Origin of the sequence: Brevundimonas sp. AJA228-03 (genome assembly GCF_017795885.1) — a bacterium.
In the GTDB taxonomy this organism is placed as follows: domain Bacteria; phylum Pseudomonadota; class Alphaproteobacteria; order Caulobacterales; family Caulobacteraceae; genus Brevundimonas.
Genome location: NZ_CP059297.1, coordinates 727,242 through 745,747, shown reverse-complemented (window position 1 = coordinate 745,747; position 18,506 = coordinate 727,242). Strand labels below are relative to the sequence as shown.

11 protein-coding genes are annotated in these 18,506 nt (G+C 64.5%); 8 read left to right on the top strand and 3 right to left on the bottom strand.

The window, feature by feature from the left end; genetic code table 11:
- Positions 1–66: 66 nt before the first annotated feature.
- The 8 genes from HZ989_RS03730 to HZ989_RS03695 all read left to right on the top strand — a co-directional run bounded on the left by HZ989_RS03730 (position 67) and on the right by HZ989_RS03695 (position 13,637).
- On the top strand, positions 67–1,299 hold the full coding sequence (locus tag HZ989_RS03730; protein ID WP_209322304.1) for an MFS transporter: 1,233 nt from the start codon (positions 67–69) through the stop codon (positions 1,297–1,299).
- On the top strand, positions 1,296–2,831 hold the full coding sequence (locus HZ989_RS03725; RefSeq protein ID WP_209322303.1) for a mannitol dehydrogenase family protein: 1,536 nt from the start codon (positions 1,296–1,298) through the stop codon (positions 2,829–2,831). The genes HZ989_RS03730 and HZ989_RS03725 overlap by 4 nt, the downstream gene beginning before the upstream one ends.
- 539 nt (positions 2,832–3,370) lie before the next feature.
- A complete protein-coding gene (locus HZ989_RS03720; protein WP_209322302.1) occupies positions 3,371–3,598 on the top strand; it encodes a hypothetical protein in 228 nt (75 codons plus the stop codon).
- 4 nt (positions 3,599–3,602) lie between these two features.
- Positions 3,603–6,380: a DNA methyltransferase gene (locus HZ989_RS03715; RefSeq protein WP_209322301.1), complete on the top strand. Its 2,778-nt coding sequence runs from the start codon at positions 3,603–3,605 to the stop codon at positions 6,378–6,380.
- Between the two features lie 111 nt (positions 6,381–6,491).
- On the top strand, positions 6,492–7,637 hold the full coding sequence (locus tag HZ989_RS03710) for a Fic family protein (protein WP_209322300.1): 1,146 nt from the start codon (positions 6,492–6,494) through the stop codon (positions 7,635–7,637).
- Positions 7,634–9,700 carry a DEAD/DEAH box helicase gene (locus tag HZ989_RS03705; RefSeq protein ID WP_209322299.1) on the top strand — a complete coding sequence of 689 codons (2,067 nt, stop codon included), beginning with the start codon at positions 7,634–7,636 and terminating at the stop codon, positions 9,698–9,700. The genes HZ989_RS03710 and HZ989_RS03705 overlap by 4 nt, the downstream gene beginning before the upstream one ends.
- Entirely contained in the window at positions 9,693–10,886 is a 1,194-nt protein-coding gene (locus HZ989_RS03700; protein ID WP_209322298.1) for a GIY-YIG nuclease family protein, read from the top strand. The genes HZ989_RS03705 and HZ989_RS03700 overlap by 8 nt, the downstream gene beginning before the upstream one ends.
- A gap of 621 nt (positions 10,887–11,507) precedes the next feature.
- A complete protein-coding gene (locus tag HZ989_RS03695; RefSeq protein ID WP_209322297.1) occupies positions 11,508–13,637 on the top strand; it encodes a S8 family serine peptidase in 2,130 nt (709 codons plus the stop codon).
- Positions 13,638–14,104: 467 nt separating this feature from the next.
- Here the strand turns inward: HZ989_RS03695 and HZ989_RS03690 are convergent, their stop codons facing one another.
- From HZ989_RS03690 to HZ989_RS03680, 3 genes are read right to left on the bottom strand one after another with little or no spacing between them, the layout of a single operon-like run.
- Complete coding sequence (locus HZ989_RS03690) at positions 14,105–15,016, bottom strand: LysR substrate-binding domain-containing protein (RefSeq protein ID WP_209322296.1); 912 nt, start codon at positions 15,014–15,016, stop codon at positions 14,105–14,107.
- Positions 15,017–15,019: 3 nt separating this feature from the next.
- Entirely contained in the window at positions 15,020–16,906 is a 1,887-nt protein-coding gene (locus tag HZ989_RS03685) for a CocE/NonD family hydrolase (RefSeq protein WP_209322295.1), read from the bottom strand.
- Positions 16,903–18,501 carry an AbgT family transporter gene (locus HZ989_RS03680; RefSeq protein WP_209322294.1) on the bottom strand — a complete coding sequence of 533 codons (1,599 nt, stop codon included), beginning with the start codon at positions 18,499–18,501 and terminating at the stop codon, positions 16,903–16,905. The genes HZ989_RS03685 and HZ989_RS03680 overlap by 4 nt, the downstream gene beginning before the upstream one ends.
- Positions 18,502–18,506: the final 5 nt, after the last annotated feature.

The window sequence follows — 18,506 nt, the reverse complement described above, 5'->3', positions numbered from 1 at the left end:
TCCGCCGTCGACACCCTGCTCCCACCCCGGCCGGTAGTCCCTGCGGCCCGTCCGCAAGGCGTCGGCATGACGCTGACAATCCTGTCGCTGAGCATCGCAGCGGGATGTGCGGTCCAGGCGGCATTCGGTCCCGTGCAGGAGTTCGCCCGAACAGACCTCGCCATGACCGACCTGCAGATGGGTCTGGTGCAGGGCATGGCGGTCGCCATCCCTGCCGCCCTTCTGTCGATCCCGATCGGATGGATGGCGGACCACAGCAACCGTGTCCGAATGATGCTGCTGCTGGCGGTCCTGTGGAGCGTGGGCGCGGCCGCTAGCGCCTTCGCCCCATCGTTCGAACTGCTGTTCGCAGCGCGAATGCTGTCGGCTCTGGGGCTGACTGTCGTCCTGCCCGTAGCAATCTCCATCGCCGCAGACCTCTGCCCGCCGGACCAGCGTGGACGGTCGCTGCTGTTGCTCTCCATGGGCAAGGTCTTCGGCATCGCCCTGGCCTTCGCCCTGGGCGGCGCCCTGTTCGGCATCCTGTCAGCGCGGACCGAGCCGCTTTTCGGCATGGCCGCCTGGCGCGCCACCCAACTGATCTTCGCGGGCGCCAGCGCCCTGCTGGTGCTGCCGCTGTTTATGCTGCGCGAACCCGTCCGACGGGAGGTGGCCAGCGCGGGCGCGGGCTTTCGGGCTTCCATGCAGGCCTTGTGGGAGCGGCGCAGCCTTCTGGCCCCGCTTTTCGTGGGCCAGATCACCGTCATCATGGCTGACGCCTCGGCCAGCATCTGGGCCACGCCCGTTCTGATGCGGACCTATGGCCTGCAGCCGGCCGAATTCGGCGGCTGGATGGGACTGGTGCTTTTGGGCTCGGGCCTTATCGGCACGATCGCCGGCGGTATCGCCGCCGACGCGGGTCTGAAACGTGGCGGCGGCAGGGGCCTGTTGATCAGCGCGGTGGTCGCCTCCGCCATCGGCGTGCCCGCCGCCCTTTTCCCACTTATGCCCGGCGTACCCGGGTTCGCCGTCCTGCTGACCGCCCTGCTGTTGGCGGGAACGGCGACGGGTTTGATTACGGCGACGGCAATCGCGGTGCTGGTTCCCAACCAGTTCCGCGCGCTGTGCCTGGGCTCGTTCGTGGTCGTCGGATCGTTCATCGGATTCGGCGTGGCCCCGACTCTGGTGACGGTGATCAGCGAGCGCATCGGCGGAGAGGACGCACTAGCACCGTCTCTGGCGGCGGTCGGCCTGGTGTCCAGCATCCTGTCGTTGATTGCCTTCGCCCTGGCAGCAAGGGCGGCCCCAAAGCGGACGTGACCTCCCCAAGGCAATGTCGCGCGACGCTGGATCGTCTGCCGGACGGGGTAGCGGGACTGACCTACGATCCGTCGCAGATCACGGCCGGCATTGTCCACCTCGGGCCGGGTGCCTTTCACCGCGCCCACATGGCCCGCTATGTCCACGCCCTGATGGCCCGTGGCCAGGCAATGGATTGGGGCATCATCGGCGCGGGTCTGACACCCTTCGACGCCCGCGTACGTGACGCCCTGGCTCCCCAAGACTGGCTCTACACCCTGGTCGAGCGCGACGATGACAATGCGACGGCCCAGGTCGTGGGGTCGATCGTCGAGATCGTAGCGCCGGGAGATACCGAGGCCATCCTCGACGCCATCGACAGGCCGGGTATCCGCATCGTCAGCCTGACCGTCAGCGAGAACGGCTACTGTCTGGATGCCGCCACGCGGTGCCTGGACCACGCCAACCCCCTGATCGTATCGGACCTTGCCTGTCCCCGGCGCCCGGACAGCGTTATCGGACTGCTGGTCGAAGCCTGCCGACGCCGAAGGGACGCCGGCCGTCCGGCCTTCACCGCGCTGAGCTGCGATAACCTGCCCGGTAATGGCGGCCTGCTCCGGGCTGCCGTGCTGGAGTTCGCCGGTCGGGTCGATGCCGGACTTGGCGACTGGATCGCCGAGCACGCGCGTTTCCCTGCGACCATGGTGGACCGGATCACCCCCGTCACCGCCCAGGACGACATCGCCAAAATGGACCAGAAATGGGGACTGATCGACGCTTGGCCGATCATCTGCGAGCCCTATTCCCAATGGGTGGTCGAGGACGATTTCGCGGACGGTCGGCCGGACTGGGAGGACGTGGGCGTCCAGTTCACCGCAGACGTCGCGCCGTTCGAGCAGATGAAGCTGCGCCTGCTGAACGCAAGCCATCTGGCCCTGGCCTCACTGGGCTGGCTGCGGGGTCATCGCATGGTGGCCGAGGCCATGCGCGACCCGCGCCTGGCGCGCTACATCCGCGCCCTGATGGAAAAGGAACTCTCGCCGACCCTGCCTGCGGACCTGCCGGTCGATCTGCCCACGTATCAGGACCAACTGGTCACTCGTTTTTCCAACCGAACACTTCGGGACACCGTCGAACGAATCAATACGGACGCCTCAATAAATCTGCTGCTGGATCCGATCCGGGACAGGCTGGCCGCGGGCCGGCCGATCAGACGTCTAGCTCTCGCCGTCGCGGCCTGGATCCGTCGACTGGCTCTGCTCGATGACGATGCGCTGGCCCTTCGTCACCCGTTAGCCGACGAGCTGAGATCGCTCGCGAAGACGGGTGGAGTTGACCAGTCTAGGCTCCTCGCAATGACTGAAGTTTTCGGCGACCTGTCCGGCAATCCAGCGTTCGTGAACCCCGTACACCGTTGTCTATGTGCGATAAACGTAATCGGGGCTCGGTTACGGGATGTCCCGCTCGAAGGTCGGACGGCTCGAACACATTCGGAGGTTGACCCTCCCGGTATTGGTCTGTTTCGAGATCATAGGGAGACAAGTTTGCATTGAACTAATGGCACTCGACCCACATTGCGGACGTTCCCTATTCTCAGACGAGTCAGGGCCGGACCTCCAGACAGACCCCTGGAATGTTCGCTTCTGGTCGGCGTCAGTCCTTGCCATCGGGCCGAAAAGCGGACGCTCGACCGCGAGCACCCTCCTCAATGAGTCCGGCAAATGGTCGCCGGACGCCATTGAGCGCGCCCTGGCCCACAAGGGCAAGGACCTCGTCCGGGCGGCTTACCACCGGGGCGCTCACTGGCAGGAACGCGTGCTGATGGCGCAGTGGTGGGGCGATTACCTCGACCGTCTTCGTATGGGTGGGGAGGTCGTGCCGCTCGCGAGACAGGGTTGAGTTCTTGAAAGCGTTAGCTCGACGTAGCGAGTTCCTTGGGTGACTGAGAACGCTGGTGAAGAGCCTCAAGGATTCAGAGACGACGACTGGATCAGCGCAGCCGAGACCATCAAACGGGTCCGGGAGGCGACGCTTTCGCCTGTGGCTCATATCGCCATCGCAAAACGCGCGCATGCGGACTTGTTGAGAGCGCGTGCCGACCTGCTGTCAGGCGACGCTGATCCGGGGCCTCGACGCAGCCCGCGCCCCGGAATCGTTTGAGGCGCGGCTGGCGCGGCTGGAATCCACCCTGGCGGGTTCGATGATTGGCGCGGCTCGACAGGGACTGCTAATCCGGATCAGCGATCGGATCGCGCTTGAGGTGAGTCGTCTGGAGACGACCACCGGCACCACCGTCGCGGAATCGATAACAGCCAGGTGAGTGCGTGAACGCGGTCGAGATCGAGGAAGCTGTTTCCGAGCTGGCCGCTGCCCCCTTTGACGCGGCCGAGTTTCCGTTCGCCTTCCTGACCGCGTTCGGCAACAAGGCCGTCACGGTGCAACGGCTGCGGGCCGGGTCGGGCAATGCGTCGGATGTCGCCGGCGGGGTGCTCCAGCGCAACAACATCCATATGGCCGTCTGCGCCGAGGGTGAGGTCGCCGAGACGCTGAACGCCCTGCGGGCCAGCCCCAAGACGGCGGCCAACAAGGTCAAGTTCATCCTGGCCACGGACGGCGTCGTGCTGGAGGCCGAGGAACTGGCGACCGGCGATCCGCTGGCCTGTGCCTATCCCGCCTTCGCCGACCATTTCGGGTTCTTCCTGCCCCTGGCCGGCATCTCGACCGTCCGGCAGATCAAGGACAACCCGGTCGACATCAAGGCGACCGGCCGGCTGAACAAGCTCTATGTCGAGCTGTTGAAGGACAATCCGGACTGGGCGGGCGAGGCGCGCCGGCCAGAGCTGAACCATCTGATGGCCCGGTTGATCTTCTGCATGTTCGCCGAGGACACCGGCATTTTCCCCAGCAAGCTGTTCTCGAAAACCGTCGAACAGATGAGCGACGGGGACAATACCCACGAGATCCTCGCCGAGCTGTTCCGCGCCATGGCCACCCATGGCGACCGGCGGGCCGCCGCCGGGATCAAGTCCTGGGCGGACCGCTTCCCCTATGTGAACGGCGGCCTGTTCGCCGACGCCGGCGACTGCCCCCGGTTCAGCAAGATCGCCCGAACCTATCTGCTGCGCGCCGCCAGCCTGAACTGGCAGGAGATCAACCCGGACATCTTCGGCTCGATGATCCAGGCTGTCGCCGACGACGAGGAGCGAGGCGCTCTGGGCATGCACTACACGAGCGTGCCCAACATCCTGAAGGTCCTGAACCCGCTGTTCCTCGACGACCTGAACGCCCGGCTGGAGGAGGCCGGCGACAACCCCCGCAGCCTGCTGAACCTGCGCAAGCGGATGGCGAGAATCCGGGTGTTCGACCCGGCCTGCGGGTCCGGCAACTTCCTGGTCATCGCCTACAAGGAGATGCGCAGGATCGAGGCCGAGATCAATCGCCGGCGCGGCGAGCCTGACCGGCGCAGCGACATCCCCAAGACCAACTACCGTGGCATAGAGCTGCGCGACTTCCCGGCCGAGATCGCCCGTCTGGCCCTGATCATCGCCGAGTACCAGAGCGACGTGATCTATCGAGGGCAAACGGAAGCGCTGGCGGACTTTCTGCCGTTGGATTGTCAGAACTGGATCACCTGCGGAAACGCCCTTCGGCTGGATTGGCTGAGCGTCTGCCCGCCGACAGGGACCGGCGTGAAGCTTCATGGCGACGATCTGTTCAACACGCCCTTGGATCAGGCGGAGATCGACTTCGAGAACGAGGGTGGCGAGACATACATCTGCGGCAATCCGCCATTCAAGGGCACAAGAAAACAGGGAGAGCTTGAGAAAGCGGACCTAGAGGCGGTGTTTTCAGGCCTAACATCCAAATGGAAAAATGTAGACTACGTGGGCGGCTGGCTTATGAAGTCGGCGCTCTACAATAAACATTGCCATGCGCCATTTTCTTTTGTCACCACGAATAGCCTTTGCCAAGGGCAACAAGTTCCCATCACTTGGGCATTGATTTTGAAGCAAGGATTCAGAATTAGATTTGCTCATACCTCATTCAAATGGTCGAACCTCGCCGCGAATAAGGCAGGTGTAACCGTCGTGGTCACAGGGGTAGATCGTACCTCTGGAGGTTCCCGCCGCCTTTTCACTGACGGAGTCGCCCGTGAGGTTTCGAACATAAACCCATATCTCACAGACCATGAGATCGATGTGGTTCAAGCGGAAAGACACCCGTTGGCTACCAAAATTCCTATGGAATATGGCGTATATTACTCCAAGTCTGCTGGGTTGATGCTGACCGGCGAAGAAAAATCTGCACTAATCCAGTCTGGAATTTCTGAGAGATTTATCCTCAGATTTATTGGCTCGACCGAATACATCAATGGCAAGGAGCGATACTGCTTGTGGATTGCTGACGGCGAATGGAGCGATGTTTCGCGCTTTCCGGAAATCCGCGATCGTGTCGAGAGTGTCAGGCGAGATCGAACCGAGACAGACGATGAGGCCGTAAACAAACTGGCTGCGAGGCCCCACCAATTTCGAGAGAGAAAAGGCGACGAGCGCCGCAAGATATTCGTGCCAATAGTTTCGTCGGAAAATAGGGAATTTTTTCCGGCAGGAATCGCTGATGGGACAGTGATACCTACAAACAAAGCTTTCTATATCCCGAATGGTCCTCTCTGGTCTCTTGCCGTTATAGCGTCAAAAACTCACCTAGCGTGGATTGACACCATCTGTGGTCGTTTGCGGACGGACTTTTCATACTCCAACACCCTCGGCTGGAACACCTTCCCGGTCCCGACCCTGACCGAGAAAAACAAGGCCGAGCTGACCCGCTGCGCCGAGGACATCCTGCTGGCGCGCGAGGCCCACTACCCGGCGACCATCGCCGACCTGTATGATCCCGAGGCCATGCCCGACGACCTGCGCCGCGCCCATGAGCGCAACGACGAGACGCTGGAGCGCATCTACATCGGCCGCACCTTCCGCAATGACACCGAGCGGCTGGAGAAGCTGTTCGAGCTCTATACGAAGATGACCACCGGGGGCGGGGGGAAGGGCAAGTCCGCAAAATCCGCCCAGCGCCCCGCTGCCGATGGGTTTCTGACATAGGAAATCCCCATAGTTCAGAAACTGAGCGTCAATGTGAAACAAGAATTATGCGGAGCAGCGAATCTGACATATGAAAAATCCAGTTTCAGAAAATAACCGAGTTTCTGATATATGGAACTTTCCGCCTATCTCGCCGGGCATTACGAACCGCAGCTGCAGTATCGCAGTTTTCTGCCGACTCCCGTCAATCATGGTTGGGTGATTTCCGATCCCCATGTGCTGCAGCAGCTGGGGCAGGCGGACCGTGCCCTGGGCGAACTGAACGCATTTGCACAGCTGGTCCCGGACATCGGATTCTTTATCAGTATGTACGTGGCCAAGGAGGCCACGCAGTCCAGCCGGATCGAAGGCACACAGACCAATATCGAAGACGCCTTCAAGGATCTGGACGATCTGTTGCCGGAAGCGCGCAACGACTGGGGCGAGGTGCAGAACTACATCCGTGCCATCAATTTCGCCATCGAAAGCCTGGAACGCCTGCCGCTTTCAAACCGGTTGCTTCGGGAAACCCACGCCATTCTGCTGGAAGGCGTGCGCGGCGAGACCAAACGGCCGGGCGAGTTCCGCATCAGCCAGAACTGGATCGGCGTGAGCTTGAAGAACGCCGCCTTCGTCCCGCCGCATCATGATCATGTGCCAGACCTGATGAGCGATCTGGAAAGCTTTCTGCATAGTGAGGAGGTAATCGTCCCGCCCCTGATCAAGATCGCCATCGCCCACTATCAGTTCGAGACCATCCACCCTTTTCTGGACGGAAACGGGCGTCTGGGACGGCTGATGATCTCGCTGTATCTGGCGTCCGAAGGCTTGCTGTCAAAACCCGCGCTTTACCTTTCCGACTATTTCGAGCGGAACAAGACCGCCTATGTCGATCACATGATGGCGGTGCGCCAAGGCCACCATATGCGCGAGTGGCTGATCTTCTTCCTGTACGGCGTGGAGGAGACCGCCCGGGCGTCGGCGGAGGCGTTCAAGCGCATCCTGGTCCTGAAGGAGCAGGTGGAACGCGAGGTCCTGCCCCGCTTCACGCACCGCCGGCAGGAGAACGCGCAGACATTGGTCCGCCAACTGTATGCCCGGCCTGTCATTGACATAAAGTCGGCGACGGCGTTGCTGGAGACCACCACCAACACCGCCACATTCCTCATCGACGATCTGGTCGCTCATGGCGTCCTGAAGGAAATCACAGGCCAGCGGCGCAATCGCCTGTTTCTGTTCGAAAACTACGTCAAGCTTTTCAGCGAGCGTCCTGAATGACCGCGCCGCCCCTCGTCCCCTCCGTCTCCCTGCGCACTGGCCAGACCGGGGCCTCGACCAGGCCCAACGAGATGGGCATGCGCGCCATGCAGGAGCGCGCCTATGACCGGCGGGGCGAGCAGTATCTGCTGATCAAGTCGCCGCCGGCGTCGGGCAAGTCGCGGGCCTTGATGTTCATCGCCCTGGACAAGCTGCACAATCAGGGGGTCGCAAAGGCGATCATCGTGGTGCCAGAACGCTCGATCGGCGGCAGCTTCGCCGACGAGGCCCTGTCGAAGTTCGGCTTCTGGTCCGACTGGACGGTCAAGCCGCAATGGAACCTGTGCAACGCGCCGGGCGTCGACGAGCCGCGCGTGGCCAGGTCCAAGGTCAAGGCGGTGGGCGAGTTCCTGGCCAGCGACGACCGGGTTCTGGTCTGCACTCACGCGACGTTCCGCTTTGCGGTCGAGGAGCTGGGCGTCGAGGCTTTCGATAACTGCCTGATCGCGGTCGACGAGTTCCATCACGTCAGCAGCAATCCAGACAACCGGCTGGGGGCACAGCTCGCCCAGTTCATCGCCCGCGACAAGGCCCACATCGTGGCCATGACCGGGTCCTATTTCCGGGGCGACGCCGAGGCCGTTCTGAGCCCCGGGGACGAGGCGCGGTTCGTGACCGTGACCTATACCTATCACGAGCAACTCAACGGCTATGAGCATCTGAAGACGCTCGACATCGGCTATTTCTTCTACGCCGGCAGCTATCTGGACAGCATCATGAAGGTGCTCGATCCGACCCTGAAAACCATCGTCCACATTCCCAACGTCAACGCCCGCGAAAGCACCTCCGACAAGATCAAGGAGGCCAACGAGATCATGAGCGCCCTCGGCGACTGGCAGGGCGAGGACCCGGCAACGGGATTCCATCTGATCCGTCAGCCTGACGGGCGGGTGCTGAAGGTCGCGGACCTGGTCGACGACGACGGCCCGCGCCGCGACAAGGTGATCGGGGCGCTGAAGGATCCGGCGCATCGCAATGACCGTGACCATGTCGACATCATCATCGCCCTGGGCATGGCCAAGGAAGGGTTCGACTGGATCTGGTGCGAGCATGCCCTGACCGTCGGCTATCGCTCCAGCCTGACCGAGATCATCCAGATCATCGGCCGCGCGACCCGCGACGCACCGGGCAAAGCCTCGGCCCGGTTCACCAACCTGATCGCCGAGCCGGACGCCAGCCAGGAGCTGGTCGTCGATGCCCTGAACGACACCCTGAAGGCCATAGCGGCCAGCCTGCTGATGGAACAGGTGCTGGCCCCGCGCTTCGACTTCACGCCCAAGGACCTCGGCCCCAAGGCGGGGTTCGATTACGGGCCGGCCGGCTATCAGGAGGGCGGGAAACACGCCAACGTGGGCTTCAACGAGAAGACCGGCCAGTTCCATATGGAGATCAAGGGACTGGTCACGCCGTCCAGCCCCGAGGCCAAGCGCATCTGTCAGGAAGACCTGAACGAGATCATCACCGCCTTCGTGCAGGACAAGACGGTGGTCGAGCGCGGCATCTTCGATGCCGAGACCGCCCCGCAGGAACTGACGGTCCAGCGGATGGGCAAGATTGTTCGCGATCGCTTCCCGGACCTGACCGACGAGGATCAGGAAGCCGTCCGCCAGCATGCCGTCGCCGCGCTGAACATGACGCAAAAAGCCAAGGCCGTGGCTGAAGGCTTTGAGGAGCCCGAGCTGAAAGGCAGCACCGCCTTTGTTGATGGCGTTCGAAAGTTTGCCCTGAGCGTCCGCGAACTGGACATCGACCTGATCGACGGCATCAACCCCTTCGAGGCGGCCTATTCGGTGCTGGCCAAGTCGATGAACGAGCAGATGCTGAAACAGGTCGAGGCGGCCATCGCCGGCAAGCGGGCGGGGATTCCGATCGAGGAGGCCCGCGACCTGGCCAAACGCGCCCGAAAATTCCGGGACGAGCGCGGCCGGCTGCCCGACATCAAGTCGCAGGATGCCTGGGAGCGGCGCATGGCCGAGGGCGTGGAAGTCCTGCGGCGGCATGTGGCGTTGAACCCGAATGGCTGAGCTGAGCGACCTTGAACTGCTGTCGGACCTCGGCGTCGAGATCGAGACGAAGAAGGCCGCCGCCCGCACGCCGCGCGAGGAGCGGGTCATCGCCGGGTTCGAGGACATCGTGAAGTTCGTTGACGAGCACGGCCACGCGCCGCGCCACGGCGAGGACCGCGACATCTTCGAGCGGATTTATGCGGTGCGGCTGGATCGCATCCGCGCCCAGGCGGACTGCCGGGCGCTGGTCGAGCCACTGGACAAGCATGGTCTGCTGAGCGGCAGCGACGGTGTCGCCGAGGAGCCGGCCGAGTTTGAAGACGACGCCGACCTGTTGGCCGATCTGGGCGTTGCCCCGGGTGGGGACGAAGACATTTCAGTCCTGAGGCACGTCCGGTCCCGCGACGAGGTCAAGGCGGCCGAGGAAGTCGCCAACCGCAAGGTCTGCGCCGACTTCGAGATCTTCAAGCCCCTGTTCGCCGCCGTGAAGCGTGACCTCGAAACCGGCGGCCGTGAGGCCCGGCGCTTCGGCGAGGACGCGGGGATCAAGGCAGGCGAGTTTTTCATCCTGGGTGGCCAGATGGTCTATGTGGCCGAGGTGCTCGAATCCTTCGTCACGGAATACGGACGGCCCGATAGTCGGCTGCGTGTCATCTATGACAACGGCACGGAAAGCGACCTGCTGCTGCGGTCACTGCAGCGGGGCCTTTACAAGGACGAAACCGGCCGGCGGATCACCGACCCGATCGCAGGCCCCCTGTTCGGCCACGAAAGCCAGGACGACGATCTGGAGAGCGGGACGATTTACGTCCTGCGCAGCAAGTCAGACCACCCGGACGTCGCCGCCAACCGCGACCTGATCCATAAGATCGGCGTGACGGGCGGGACGGTCGAGGCCCGGATCGCTCAGGCGACCACCGACCCGACCTATCTCCTGGCCGAGGTCGAGATCATCGCGACCTACAGGCTGTTCAACATCAATCGGACCCGGCTGGAGAATCTGCTGCACCGCGTGTTCGCCCCCGCGCGTCTGGACCTGACGATCCCCGACCGGTTCGGCGAACCCGTTCGTCCGAGGGAGTGGTACATCGTTCCGCTGCAAGCGATCGACGAGGCCGTTCAGAAGGTCCGGGATAGCTCGATAACCGATTTCAGATATGACCCCGGCAGTGCCTCGCTCGTGCGGATTGAGACGCCGGAATAACTGGTCGAAGGCGAGAAATTCGGGGGGCAGTTGCAGTGAGTTGGGGCCTTTTTGGGGGTCTCTTTAGAATGGCTTTTGAATATAGTTCGTTAAATCAAATTCTTAGGTGTTAAATGCGGCTCCCCTAAGCGCACCACCTCTTCCGGTAGGACATAGACCTGGCAGGAAGTCCCTTCCCGCCTGGCGCGACGGTGCGGCCCGCTTGCGGTGCTCTCCCCAACAACCGTCGCGCGACCCCTGACTCACCAAAGGTCCGAAACCGGCCGGACACCAGAGACCGGTCCCGACACCGACCCGTCGTCCAGGAGGTCCGGTTCCACGTGACCTGTCATGGTTTACCTGCCCCCCAGTCCCGTAAATATAGTAAACGTGCGTTCCATCACTAGATTTGTTTCAATGTGAGACACACAAAAAGCATCGCTTTAACTGTTATCGGCAACGGCTCAAAAATCACGACTCTGTAAACCACCTCTCCAACCAACAGGCTAGGGGCATCAGGTGGTGCGGAGATTATTTGCTGCGGCCGTGTTTTCACTGATCCTGGCCGCCCCTGTCCCGACCCGGGGTCAGACGGCATTCCCGGCGTCAAGTCCCAATGCTGCCGAATGGGCGCTGATCAGATTGACCCCGAATCTCGTGTCCAGTGCCAAGGGCGGTTCCGGCGTCATTGTCGGCCTCTACGACGGCCTGGCCGATTGCCGGTCTGCGGATCTTGCCGGGCGGTGCAGCAATCTGGTGCCCAACGCCGGAATTTTTTCGTCCTATAGCACGCACGGCTCGCACACGGCCGGCACCATCGCCGGAGCCCGATATGGCACGGCCACGGGCACCACAGTTCTCAACTATGCTGTGTTTGACAGCCAGGGCTATGTCGCCAGCGGCAATGGTCTGATCGCCGCCTGGACCGACGCGGCCAAACGCAAGTCCAGCATCGCCAGCATGAGCTTCGGATGCGCACGCATGGCCTTGTGCCTGAGCCCGTCCGAAATCCGGACGATGGCCAGCACCCCGCTCTCGGGCATGCTCTTCGTCAAGGCGGCCGGCAACGATGGTATCGCGCTCGGCAATGAGGCGATCCCCGTCGCTGCCGCGGACGCAAGAACCGCGCTTTCCCGATTGCTTCTGGTCGGCAGCGTGAATCTGGCGGGAACGATCTCGACCTTTTCCAACCGTCCCGGCGAGGGCTGCCTGCTGGCCACCGGCGCCACCGCCTGCGCCGAAAACATGAAATGGAAAAACCGTTTCATCGTTGCCCCCGGCGAGATGATCTATGCGAATCTGCCCGGCAATGCCTACGGCTATATGTCCGGAACCAGTATGGCGACCCCGGTCGTCGCGGGGGCAGCCGCGCTGCTTGAGGGGCGCTGGCCGGTCCTGAAGGACAATCCCGCCACGGTCGCCGACATCCTGTTGAACTCGGCCACGGACATCGGCGCGAGAGGCGTCGATCCCGTCTACGGCAGAGGGCTTCTGAACGTCGAACGGGCGTTCCAGAACGCCGGCACGACGGCGATCGTCGCGCCGGGCGGCCAGAAGGTCGTCGTGTCAGGCGCATCGATGACCGTCGCCTCGGTCATGGGAAACACGCCCGGACTGCTTTCCGCCCTGACGGCGTTCGATGCCTATGGTCGTGACTACGCCCTGGACCAGGTCAGCAACTTCTCGATCCGTGAGGCTGCGCGGGATCCGGGAATGGGCGGTGCCTCGGCGATCGACATGGGGTCCCAGGGCGACTGGGCCCAGACCTTCTTCGCCGGCCCTTCGGTCCCTGTCGCCTATGTCGGCTTTGGCCCCCGTGCCCGTACCGGGACCGGGCGGCTCGTAGCGGACCGGACACTGCGCGCGGGTATGGACGCACCCCTGGGCGGCGCAGTCGTCGCCTTCCGCCTGACCGGCGCCACCGAATCCCGCTCGGACTTCGCGTCTGACCCGGGCCTTAGGCCCCTGGGCTTCTTTGCATCGTCGGATCTTCTGGGCCGCTCCGCCCTGACAGGCGTGAGCGTGCCGATGAACAGGGGGGGTCGGCTGGTCATGTTCGGCGCGACGTCGCTCGACGGGAGCCCCGGCCTCAGCGAGGACGACGGCTATCTGCGGGCCGGTGGGCCGGACGCCGAGGCCTTCAACGCCTATATGGCCATGGAGCGTTCCCCCCTGCGCCAGTCCGCGGTCGGCGTGGGATACTGGGCCCGGCCGGACGAGCGCACGCTTGTCGGCGTCAGTGTGACGAGCATGGTCCAGCGCCATGGCTACTATGACCTGGCCTCCGATCTCTCGAGCTTCGATGCGCCGGTCGTGCTCCACAGTGTGGGGCTGGCGGCCAGTCGCACCTTCGGCGCCTGGGAAGTCTATGGTGCCGCCGAGACCACGGCGATTGCCGCGCCAGCGACGCAGGGACCGATCCGTTTTTCGGACGGCGTTCTTGTTTCGGCGGAAGTCGGCGCCCGTTTCACACGGGTCATGCCAGGCAAGGCCGCCATGCGGGAAAGCCTGGCTGTCGGGCTGCGCGCCGCGCCGCAGGCCGTTTCCGGTCATCTCTACCTGGACTATATGGCGCCCACGGCAGACGGCCTCGAAACCGAAGTCGTTCACCGTCAGTCCCCGCTCGCCGACGTCACGGGCCGGCCGGTGCTCATCGAGGGCAGCTACACGCTTGAGGACAGCGAGACCTGGTCTGCCCGCCTGCGGGGTGGCGCGGACCTGACGGACCGGGGCGAGTATCATCTGGCTGCGGAAGCCCGTCTGACCTTCTGAGCCGGAGTGTGCGCCGGGCCGACCTCGTCGGCCTGGCGCGGCCTGTCCCGTCTATCGTTGCGCCTGCCCGGCAGCCGGATCCCCTGGCCCGCCCCTCGAGCGGACTCCGATCAAGGCTGGTTGGAACGGAGGTCTCGTCACTGGATCAGGGCCGGTTTACCGGTACCGGGCCTGGCCGGACGGGCTGAGTACGCCTTCGCAAGGTGGGGCCAGGCGGTCGGGCCACCTCAGCGGCACCACCTTTCCTGGGCCACATAAGGCCGTTCGTCGGCCGGGTTGGCGCGCGGCGGTCGCATGGGGTCATCACGCCGGACAGCCCTGCGTCCCCTGAAGCGCCGATGGTGCCGGAGCGGCTGGCCGTTGTTCGATCGTCATCGTCAGATCTCAAATGGCCTGACACCATCCGGACGCTGTGCTCCCTGCAAGCCACGGGACCGTGGCGCAAGGCATGGCAATCGAACCCACGCCTATAGCGGGCTGGCTCGCAGAACGGCCAGAAAGGCCTCGGCGAGGCGGTTGTGCTCTGTGCCCGCCGATGTCGCAAACGCATATTCGTGTCGGATGCCCGGCGTGAAGCGTCTCAGGACGGTCCCGTCTCGCACATAGGCTGTGGCCAGGGTTTCGTTGACGATGGCGACGCCGACGCCGCGCGCCGCCAATGCGCAGGCCGAGGCGATGGTGTGGGTTTCAACCTTGACCCGGGGGACGACACCCGCGTCGGCCAGGGCCCCCTCGACCTGGCCCCGGAACCGCTGACCCTGTCCCAGCAGGATCAGGGGCACGCCGCGCAGGTCTGCGGCGTCGATCGTCGCCCTGGCCGCCAGCGGATGGCTGTGGTGAAGCACGCAGGCGGTCCCGCTTTCCAGGACCGTCTCGGCATACAGGTCGGCGCGGTTGTGCGGCAATTTGACAAAGCCTGCATCCACGGCGCGCGAGGCGATCATCGCCTTGGCCACTTCGACGCCATGGGAATCGATCGACAGATGGACCTGGGGATATTGCTCCAGAAAGCGGGTGATCAGGTCGGGCAGGATCGCCTCGAGAAAGCTCGGCGGGGCCACCAGCCGCAGATGGCCGACCCGGAAGCTGGAGATGTCGCGGGCCAGCGACTGGACCCTTTCGACATTGTCCAGCGCACGCTCGACCTCCTGATGCAGCAACAGACCATCGGCGGTCAGAAACAACCGCCCCCGGTCGCGGTGGAACAGCTCGAACCCGACGTCGCTCTCCAGCTGGCCCAGGAGGCGGCTGGCGGCCGGCTGGCTGACGGCGTTCTGGCGGGCGGCCGCCGTCACCGAGCCCAGCCGCACGATCGCGCTGAAGATCCTCAGCGCCCGGAGCCGGATCGGATGACGCGCGTCCTGCCCGATCGTGCTCATCGCTCAGAGATCGCGGGCAGGTCGAACCGGGAGGGTGATCTGCGACGGCGTATCGGGGCCGGTGTAAAGCGTACAGATCGCGACGACCGGCGTGCTCGCCTCGCCTGCGGCTGCGCCCGTCCCGGGATTGACGTCGAAATGCGGAAAGTTGCTGGAGGCAATATCGAGCCGGATGCGGTGGCCCGCAGCGAACCGATTGGCGGTCGGAAAGGCTTTAATCTCAACGCCATAGACTTCCCCCGGGCGCATCGGCTGCGCCGTTTCGAACCCGTCGCGAAACCGCAGGCGCAGGATGCCATGGGTCAGGTTCAGGGCATAGCCGTCAGGATAGTCGGCGCTCGGAGGATAGACGTCCACCAGCTTGATGGTCACGTCGGTGTCGACTGCGGTCGACGAGACCCACAGTCGCGCCACGATTGGCCCGATGACCTCGACGGGGGCCTCCAGGGGGGGGGTCTGGAATATGAGCACGTCATCCCGATCCGCGAGTGCCCGACCCGGTACAGTCGCGCCATAGAGGTCTCCCGTCTCGCGCTGGTCGAACCCGCCCGCCGCCATCAGGGGCGCGCCGGAGGCGACGGCGCCGCCGATGGTGGGCACGGGATTCGCCGGGTCGTGACGCCAGTCGCGCTGGCCACAAGACGCACACCGGGTCGAAAGCCCGCCGTCGGCGGAGAGGTGGAAGGCCGTGGGGACCGCTGCGGCCGGCGGCCATTCGGCTTCCTGTTCCCACCGACCCCCGTGGTCGAGACGACCCCCGGTCGTTCGCCTTCCCGATCCGCCGCCCATGACGAACAGGCTTACCGATGACGCCAGTGGCTCGGCCGCCGAGGGGATGCGACGCAGATGTCTGTCGAACCAGGCCAGGCGCAGGGCGACGTAGTCGTCCGCCAGCTGTCCGTCGAGGGTGGCATCCGGGCCGAACTCGACGTCGCCCGCATGGCTGACCGAGCGTTGGCCATGTGTCCAGGGCCCCATGACCAGCCTGACCGGCCCCTTCTTCGTCCGACGGAGCGCGGCGAAATTCTCGGTGGCCGCCAGCGCATAGGGGTCGTACCAGCTGCTCATGAAGACCATGGGGACATCGCTGAACCGGCCGTAGTGGGCGGCGGCGCATATGTCGGGCTGTTCCCAGAACGGGCCGAAGGTCTCCCGCGACCATAGTCCGACGACGAAATCCTCGTATTCCGGCGCAGCGGTCAGCGGCGAATGCCCGTGCCGCCAGGGGTTCACCCGCGTCCAGACTCCGATGTCCTGGGCCTCCAGCGCTGCGCGTCGCGCGGGGTCGGCGGCCGTGGCCGGAGCCAGCAGTGCGTGTTTGTAGGCCCAGGTGAGTTGCTTCAGCTCGAAGGCGCCGCCCTGACGAATGCCGCTGTGATATCCGCTCGAGAAGCCGCCTGAGTCCATGAACAGCGCTGCCAAAGCCGGATGGCCCAGGGCCGCGACCGCTGCCTGGACATGGGCGGAATAGGACAGGCCGGTCATCCCGACGCGCCCGTCGCACCAGGGTTGGTCGATGAGCCAGTTCAAGGTGTCGAACCCGTCGTCGGCCTCGTTCAGGTATTTGCTGAACACCCCTTCGGACCCATAGCGCCCCCGGCAGTCCTGCAGGACATAGACATAACCGGCCCGGGCGAAATCCGTGGCGATTTCGGGCTTCGATCGCGGCTGGGGCAGGGCCAGCGTCCGGTCTGCATGGTTGGTCCCCGACTTGTCGTAGGGTGTGCGTTCCAGGATCACGCTGCGCGGCCGGGGCGTGTCCGCTGGCAGATAGACGTCCGTGGCCAGCCTGACCCCGTCGCGCATGGGCACCATGACGTCGCGGATCACGACCACGGCGACCTCGGGCAGGGCGACCTCGGGCGGGGCGATGACGTCGACGACCGTCATGACGTCTGAACGACGGCGGCAGGCGGCGTATAGGTCGCCGGGGCTCCCGGCCCGACCGGTAGGGCGAAGGAGACCCAGACGGTGACCAGCGCAATCCCCGCCAGACCGAAGGCGATGCTGTAGGGCAGCATCAGGGCGATCATTGAACCGATGCCGAAATCGGGCTTCCACCGCTGGCTGATGATGAGAACGAGGGGGAAGTTGCTGGCCAGCGGCGTGACGATGTTGAAGATGGAATCGCCCATCCGGTAGGCAGCCGTGGTCATCTCCGGCGACACGCCCAGCAGCATCAGCATCGGCACCACGACCGGCGCCATGGCGCTCCATTTGGCCGAGGCGGAACCGATGACGAGATCAAGCCCGGACGACATTCCCAGCAGCGACACCAGCAGTAGCGGCCGGGGCAGGTCCAGAGCCTTCAATGCATCGGCGCCCGTGACCGCCAGGACGGGCCCCAGGTTCGACCAGGCGAACATGGCGACGAAGTGAGCCGCGAAGAAGGCCAGGACGATATAGGGCGCGACGTCCCGCATTCCGTCGGCCATCATCCTCACGAGTGTCCGATGAGACGTGATGGCGCCCGAGACCGCCCCATAGGCCCAGCCGCACCCCAGAAACAGGATCATGAAGGCGGCGACCAGGGCACCGTAGAAGGGGGCCAGGCGCTTTGGCCCCTCGGCGGTCGTGTCGATCAGCGGCCCGCCCCCGGGCCACAGGGTCAGGGCCGCGAAGACCGCGACGACGGTCAGCGCCACCAGTCCCGCCCACATCAGCCCCCGGCGTTGCGCCGGCGCGAGCACGCCCAGCCCGTCAGCCTCTTCGACGCCGTCGGGCATCTGTCCCGACCAGCGCCCCAGGCGGGGCTCGATGATGCGATCCGTGACGAACCAGGCGATGGGTGTGAACAGCACGCCGATCGCGAGGGTAAACCACCAGTTCCCCAGCGGATTGACGCCGTATGTCGGGTCGATCAACTGGGCCGCCGGGCCGGTGATGCCCAGCATCAGGAGGTCGAACTGCCCCGGGATGACATTGCCCGCGAAGGCTCCGGAGATGCCCGCATAGGCGATAGCCACGCCGGCGATGGGATGGCGCCCAGCCTTGGCGAAGATCAGGGCCGTCAACGGGATCAGAACGACATAGGCCGCGTCCGCGGCATGATGCGAGAACAGGCCGATGATGAAGACCGCGGGCGTCAGGAACCGGGTGGGCAGCCGCCGCACGCCGCCGCCCAGCAATGCCGCGAACAGGCCCGATCGCTCGGCCACCGCCGCTCCCAGCATGACCGTCAGCACGAGTCCCAGCGGGGGGAACCGCGTCAGGGTCTCGGGCATGTCCACCAGAAGGCGCGTGACATTCTCGCCCGACAACAGGCTGGCCGCCGCCAGACGCTCGCCGGTTATCGGGTTGATCGCACTCCAGCCGGCCTCTGCCGCCAGAACCGATACGGCGACCAGCACCATAATGCAGCCCACGAGGATGAAGACCGGATCGGGCAGGGCGTTGCCCAGCCGCTCGATCCGGTCAAGCCACCCCCCTCGCTTGCGCGAGGGGCCGGGGCCCGCACCGGGGCCGGGGTCGGCGACGTCCGTCATGGTGT